At 73.8% G+C, this 6,000-nt stretch carries 6 protein-coding genes; 3 read left to right on the top strand and 3 right to left on the bottom strand.

The features are described 5' to 3' along the window. Window positions 1-105: 105 nt before the first annotated feature. Window positions 106-927 (bottom strand): WXG100 family type VII secretion target, encoded by an 822-nt coding sequence (locus LIV55_RS13665; protein ID WP_229300607.1) that lies wholly within the window; start codon window positions 925-927, stop codon window positions 106-108. 146 nt (window positions 928-1,073) lie between these two features. Between LIV55_RS13665 and msrA the strand changes: the two genes are divergently transcribed. Both msrA and LIV55_RS13655 read left to right on the top strand, forming a co-directional pair. Beyond that, a complete protein-coding gene (msrA, locus tag LIV55_RS13660) occupies window positions 1,074-1,748 on the top strand; it encodes a peptide-methionine (S)-S-oxide reductase MsrA (RefSeq protein ID WP_225985051.1) in 675 nt (224 codons plus the stop codon). Window positions 1,749-1,824: 76 nt separating this feature from the next. Continuing rightward, window positions 1,825-2,196 (top strand): VOC family protein, encoded by a 372-nt coding sequence (locus tag LIV55_RS13655; protein ID WP_229300605.1) that lies wholly within the window; start codon window positions 1,825-1,827, stop codon window positions 2,194-2,196. A 16-nt stretch (window positions 2,197-2,212) separates the two neighbouring features. Here the strand turns inward: LIV55_RS13655 and LIV55_RS13650 are convergent, their stop codons facing one another. After that, window positions 2,213-2,689, bottom strand: coding sequence for a DnaJ family domain-containing protein (locus LIV55_RS13650; protein WP_229300604.1), 477 nt, complete (start codon window positions 2,687-2,689; stop codon window positions 2,213-2,215). Between the two features lie 36 nt (window positions 2,690-2,725). After that, the gene (locus LIV55_RS13645) at window positions 2,726-4,738 is read right to left on the bottom strand and encodes an NADPH-dependent 2,4-dienoyl-CoA reductase (RefSeq protein ID WP_229300602.1); all 2,013 of its coding nucleotides are present in this window, start codon (window positions 4,736-4,738) and stop codon (window positions 2,726-2,728) included. A gap of 130 nt (window positions 4,739-4,868) precedes the next feature. Here LIV55_RS13645 and LIV55_RS13640 point away from each other — a divergent pair, with 130 nt between their 5' ends. Continuing rightward, window positions 4,869-5,870 carry an SGNH/GDSL hydrolase family protein gene (locus LIV55_RS13640; RefSeq protein WP_068273214.1) on the top strand — a complete coding sequence of 334 codons (1,002 nt, stop codon included), beginning with the start codon at window positions 4,869-4,871 and terminating at the stop codon, window positions 5,868-5,870. Window positions 5,871-6,000: the final 130 nt, after the last annotated feature.

Below are 6,000 nucleotides of genomic sequence, written 5' to 3'. Positions count from 1 at the left end.
GCGCCGCCCCCCCCCGCGGGGGGCCGCCCCCCCCCCGCCGCGGCGGGGGGCGGGGGGGGGGGGCCCCCCCCGGGGGGGGGGCCCACCCCTTCGTCGTGCCCGCGGCTAGCGCGGGCCGCGCCAGTCGCCGGTCGCGAGCCACGTCGGGTCGCCGACGACGTCGTCCCACCGGGTGATCTCGAGGGGGTCCCACGCGACGAGGTCCATGACCGGACGGCCGGGACCGGTCCACGAGATGTCACCCGTGCGCACGTCGTCCCAGGAGCCCTCGCCGGTGTCGGCGACCGCGGGCATCGTCTCGAGCTGGCCGAAGGGGGGACGACCGATGTCTGCGGGCTCCCACTCGCCGATGCCGACGACCGGGACGTCGGCGACGAGGTGCGCCTCGTGCGCCGGGGCCCAGTGCGCCTCGCCGGCACGGCCGATCTCGGTGACCGGCTCGCCGTGGTCACGACCGCCGCTGCCACCACCGCCGTCACCAGCGCGGCCGATCTCGGTGACCGGTCCCCCGTGGTCGCGCCCGCTGGCGTCGTGACCACCGCCGTCGGTGGGGCGGTCACCGCCCTGGACCGGTCCGCCGTGGTCGCGACCACCGCCGCTGCCGCTGCCCCCGCCACCGCGGTGCCCGAGGTCGCCGGTGCCGCCCGACGGGCTGCTCGAGGAGCGGCGCTGGTCGTCGGACTCCATCGACAGCAGCTTCGCGTAGGCGCGGATGCCCTGCGCGGCCTCGTCGACCTGGCGGTGCGCCCGGCGCCAGCGCTTGGCGAACTCCTCGAAGTCCGGGCCGTCCCAGGCCGCTCGCAGCTTCTCCAGGTGCGCCGACCCACGGCCCCCGACGTCGTCGATGAGGTCGCCCTGGCGCCGCAGCGCCACGGCGACGTCGTCGAGCACCTCGGCATCTGCACCGTGACTCACCCGCTGGCCCATCGCACCTCCCTGACGTGACTGCCCTCAGGGTAGGCCGCGGTGCCGACAGGGTCGATGGGGAGCACTGCCCACCCCCCTTCGCCCAGGTCTGGTCCAGGCGCGGGTGAGATGATGAGGGCATGTTCGGTTTCCGATCGACTCCCGCCATGCCCACCTCCGAGACCGCCCTGCCGGGCCGGGCCGAGTACGGCTACCCCCTCCCCACCACCCACCGCGTCCTCGACGTCAGCCCGACCGGCCCGTGGCCCGAGGGCACCGAGGTCATGTACATCGCGATGGGCTGCTTCTGGGGCGCGGAGCGGATCATGTGGCGTCTGCCCGGGGTGCTCACCACCGCCGCCGGGTACATGGGCGGCTTCACCCCCCACCCGACCTACGAGGAGACGTGCACCGGCCAGACCGGTCACACCGAGAGCGTCCTCGTCGCCTACGACCCCGCGACGATCGCGCCCGAGCAGGTCCTCAAGGCCTTCTGGGAGAACCACGACCCGACGACGGCCAACCGTCAGGGCAACGACGTCGGCACCCAGTACCGCTCGGCGATCTACTGGACGACGCCGGCGCAGCAGGCCGCCGTCGAGGCGACCCACGCGTCCTTCCAGCGCGAGCTCACCGAGCACGGCCACGGCGAGATCACGACCGAGGAGCGCCCGGCGAGCGAGGTCGGCACCTTCTACTACGCCGAGCCCTACCACCAGCAGTACCTCGACGCGAACCCCGGCGGCTACTGCAACCACGGGCCCAACGGGCTGACCTGCCAGGTCGGTCTCGTGCGCCAGGACCAGGTGCCCGCGCAGGTCGACGTCGAGCCGCCCGCCTGACCGACCCTGGCGGGCTGTCGGTGCGGGGCCCTAGGTTGACCGGGGTCAGCGACGACCCGAGTCAGGAGTGCCCGTCATGCCCCACGGAGACATCACCCACATCGACATCCCGGTGAGCGACCTGGCCCGGGCCAGCGACTTCTACAGCGGCCTCTTCGGCTGGCAGATCGCCGAGGTCCCCGGCTACGAGGGCTACCCGATGTGGCAGGCGCCGAACAAGATCAGCGGCGGTGGTCTCGCCCCGCGCGGCGAGGGCTTCACCCAGCCCCGCAGCTACGTCGAGGTCGACTCCATCGAGGAGACACTCGCGAAGGTCCGCGAGAGCGGCGGTGCGGTGGTCATGGAGAAGTCCCCGATCAGCGAGACGAGCTGGTGGGCGGTCTTCACCGACCCCGACGGCAACGTCGTCGGCGTCTACGAGGGCGCCACGGACACCGGCGCGAGCTGATCGTCGCGCGACCAGCTCAGCCCCGACGCCACCACCGGCGCCGGGGCGCGGCGACCACGCGCTCGGCGGCGCCCTCGGTGACCTCCGGGGGCGCCGCGGCCCGCCGGTCGCGCAGCTCCCGCCACTGCCCCACGACCTCGTCGACGTCGACGGTCGGGGCGAGCACCGGCGGGATCGGGCCGACGACGGGTCGTCGACGCTCGTCGACGACCCGCGCGTTGTAGTCGCGCAGCACCGCTCGGACCGCGTCCTCGCTGGTCAGGTCGAGCAGGCTCTCGGGGTACCCGGCGCGCTCGCGGCGCAGCTGCAGCGCCGGCGGGAGCACGTCGGCGGTGTCGAGCCCCTCGGCGGCCATCTTCCGCTTCGCCCACCAGTCCGGGTCCGGGTCGTCCAGACCCGTCAGCGGGCGACCGGCCCCCGGCAGGTCGTCGAAGTCGCCCCGCTCGGTGGCCTCGCGGATCTGCTTCTCCACCCACGACTCGTAGCGCTGCATCCCTCGATGATGCGCCGGTCGAGGCCCCGACGGGGCTCAGAGCGCAGCAGCGACCTCGGTGCCCTGCTTGATCGCCCGCTTCGCGTCGAGCTCGGCGGCGACGTCCGCGCCGCCGATGACGGTGACGTGGACCCCCTTCGCCCGCAGCGGCTCGACGAGGTCGGTCACCGACTCCTGCCCGGCGCACACGACGACGTGGTCGACCTCGAGGACACGTGGCTCGCCGTCGACGAGGAGGTGCAGACCGGCGTCGTCGACCCGCTCGTAGGTGGCCCCGACGACCTGGTGCACCCCCTTCGTCTTCAGCGCCGCCCGGTGCACCCAGCCGGTCGTCTTGCCCAGACCGGCGCCGATCTTCGAGGTCTTGCGCTGCACGAGGTAGACCTCGCGCACGGGGACCTCGGGCACGGGGTCGACGAGACCGCCGCGGGTGCCGGACTGCGCGTCGATGCCCCACTCGCGCTGCCAGGCGTCGAGGTCGAGGGTCGTCGACTCCCCCGTCGTCAGGTACTCGGTGACGTCGACGCCGATACCGCCGGCGCCGATGACGGCGACACGTCGTCCGACCTCGACCTCGCCGCGCACGACCTGGGGGTACGTGAGCACCTTCGGGTGGTCCATGCCCTCGATCTGCGGCACGCGCGGCTCGACACCGGTCGCGAGGACCACCTCGTCGAAGTCGGCGAGGGTGTCCGCGTCGGCGCGGGTGCCGAGGTGCACCTTGACCCCCGCGAGGTCGAGCTGGGTGCGGTAGTAGCGGATCGTCTCGGCGAACTCCTCCTTGCCCGGGATGCGCATCGCGAGGGCGAACTGCCCGCCGATGTCGTCACCGGCCTCGAAGAGCTCGACACGGTGGCCGCGCTGCGCCGCGGTGACGGCGCTCGCCAGCCCGGCCGGGCCCGCGCCGACGACGGCGACGTGCTTGACCGTGCGGGTCGGGCCGATGACGAGCTCGGTCTCGTGCGCGGCGCGCGGGTTGACCAGGCAGCTGGCCGTCTTGCGCTCGAAGGTGTGGTCGAGGCAGGCCTGGTTGCACCCGATGCACGTGTTGATCTCCTGGGCACGACCCTCCTGGGCCTTGATCGCCCACTCGGCGTCGGCGAGGAAGGGCCGGGCCATCTGCACGAGGTCGGCCTTGCCCGCGGCGAGCACCGACTCGGCGACGTCGGGCATGTTGATCCGGTTGGAGGTGACGACCGGCACCCGCACGTGCTCGCGCAGGCGCGCGGCGACGTCGACGAAGGCGGCCCGCGGCACCGAGGTCGCGATCGTCGGGACCCGCGCCTCGTGCCAGCCGATGCCCGTCGAGATGATCGTCGCGCCGGCCGCCTCGATCTCCTGGGCCAGGGCCACGACCTCCTCCCACGTCTGCCCGTCGGGCACGAGGTCGAGCACGGAGAGGCGGTAGAGGATGACGAAGTCGTCGCCCACCGCCGCCCGTGCCGTCCGCACGATCTCGACGGCGATCCGCCGCCTGTTCTCCGCCGACCCGCCCCAGCCGTCCTCTCGGTGGTTCGTGCGCGGCGCGAGGAACTGGTTGATGAAGTAGCCCTCGGAGCCCATGATCTCGATGCCGTCGTACCCGGCCTCCCGGGCCAGCTCCGCCGCCCGGCCGTAGGACCGGATCTGCCGGCGCACCCCGCGCTCGGAGAGCGCCCGCGGCACGAAGGGGGTGATCGGGCTCTTGATCGCCGACGGGGCGACCTTGAGCGGGGAGTAGGCGTAGCGGCCCGCGTGGAGCAGCTGCAGCGCGATCTTGCCGCCCTCCTTGTGCACCGCCTGCGTGATCTGGCGGTGCCGGCGCGCCTCGCGGTGCGTCGTCAGCTTCGACGCCCCGGGGTAGAAGGAGCCCTCGAGGTTGGGCGAGAAGCCGCCGGTGACGATGAGGCCGACTCCCCCCTTCGCCCGCTCGGCGTAGAAGGCCGCGAGCCGCTCGAAGTCCCGCCCCCGGTCCTCCAGACCGGTGTGCATCGACCCCATGATCGTGCGGTTGCGCAGGGTCGTGAAGCCGAGGTCGAGCGGCTCGAAGAGGTGCGGGTAGTCAGTCATGGGTCCTTCTCGTCAGGCGTGCCGGAGGTCATGAGGAGCGGAACGCCGTGCAGCAGCAGTTCGTTGGCATCATCGACCCCGAGGATGTCAGCGTGCCTACTCTGGCCGCACCGGCCCCGAAAGGAAACCGATGACCAGCGTGACCCGTCTCGCAGCGCGCACCGCGACGGTGTCCGGCGCGACCGCCGCCGGGCTCGCCACGCTCGCCGGGCTCGGGTACGCCCTCATCCAGGTCGAGGCGAGGATCGCGCGCAAGATCGTCGGCCAGCCCTTCGAGGGGGCCCCGGACGACGACGGCCTCTACGGCGCCGCCCCCGGCGAGCCGGTCGAGCTGCTCGTGCTCGGTGACTCGACGGCTGCGGGCATGGGTGCCGACCACCGCTTCCAGACGATCGGCGGCATCCTCGCGACCGGTCTCGCGGCGATCATGGGCCGCCCGGTGCGGCTGACGAACGAGGCCGTCATCGGCGCCGAGTCCAGCGACCTCACCGGTCAGCTGTCGAAGGCGCTCGGCCGGGTCGACTCCCCCGACGTCGCCGTCGTGCTCGTCGGCGCCAACGACGTCACCCACCGCATCGACCGGAGCACCTCGGTCGGCCACCTCGAGCGCACCGTGCGCTACCTGCGCACCCTCGACGTGCCCGTCGTCGTCGCGACCTGCCCCGACCTCGGGACCGTCGAGCCGATCCCCTTCCCGCTGAGCGCGCTGCTGCGGCGGTGGAGCCGTGAGCTCGCCGCCGCGCAGACCGTAGCCGTCGTCGAGGCGGGGGCGCGCAGCGTGTCCGTCGGCGGCCTGCTCGGCGCGGAGTTCGAGGCGAGCCCAGCCGTGATGTTCAGCCAGGACCGCTTCCACCCCTCGCCGGCCGGGTACGCCCGCGTGGCGAGCGCGCTGCTGCCCTCGGTCGCGGCCGCCGTCGGTGCGTGGCCGGCCGGCGCGAGCGGCGACACCGAGCCGGAGGCGGCCCGGGGCGAAGGGGTCGGCACGATCGACGACGCCGCCGGGCGGGCCGTGCACCGGCCCGGCACCGAGGTGAGCGCGGCGACCGTCGACGGCCGTCAGGCCGGGCCCCGTGGCCGCTGGGCGATGCTGCGCCGTCGTCTGCCCGGCCCCGTGCACGACGGCGCCATCTGAGCGCAACACTCGTCGGCGGCGCGAGGTCGGGTGCCCCCGCGGGTGAGCGTGCCCACGGCCCCCTCGTCAGGGGCTGAGCGGGCGCTTAGTATCGGTGGGGCCGCGGCGCGACCGCCCGGCTCCGCTGACA

Origin of the sequence: Janibacter melonis (assembly GCF_020567375.1) — a bacterium.
In the GTDB taxonomy this organism is placed as follows: domain Bacteria; phylum Actinomycetota; class Actinomycetes; order Actinomycetales; family Dermatophilaceae; genus Marihabitans; species Marihabitans melonis.
The sequence above is the reverse complement of the archived record's forward strand: the minus strand, read 5'-3'. Positions and strand labels throughout refer to the sequence as shown.

Bases quoted from the DNA above. Each gene is read 5' to 3' on its own strand.
- LIV55_RS13640 (WP_068273214.1), top strand. From the start codon at position 4,869: ATGACCAGCGTGACCCGTCTCGCAGCGCGCACCGCGACGGTGTCCGGC.
- LIV55_RS13665 (WP_229300607.1), bottom strand. From the start codon at position 927: ATGGGCCAGCGGGTGAGTCACGGTGCAGATGCCGAGGTGCTCGACGAC.
- LIV55_RS13645 (WP_229300602.1), bottom strand. From the start codon at position 4,738: ATGACTGACTACCCGCACCTCTTCGAGCCGCTCGACCTCGGCTTCACG.
- msrA (WP_225985051.1), top strand. From the start codon at position 1,074: ATGCCCACCTCCGAGACCGCCCTGCCGGGCCGGGCCGAGTACGGCTAC.
- LIV55_RS13655 (WP_229300605.1), top strand. From the start codon at position 1,825: ATGCCCCACGGAGACATCACCCACATCGACATCCCGGTGAGCGACCTG.
- LIV55_RS13650 (WP_229300604.1), bottom strand. From the start codon at position 2,689: ATGCAGCGCTACGAGTCGTGGGTGGAGAAGCAGATCCGCGAGGCCACC.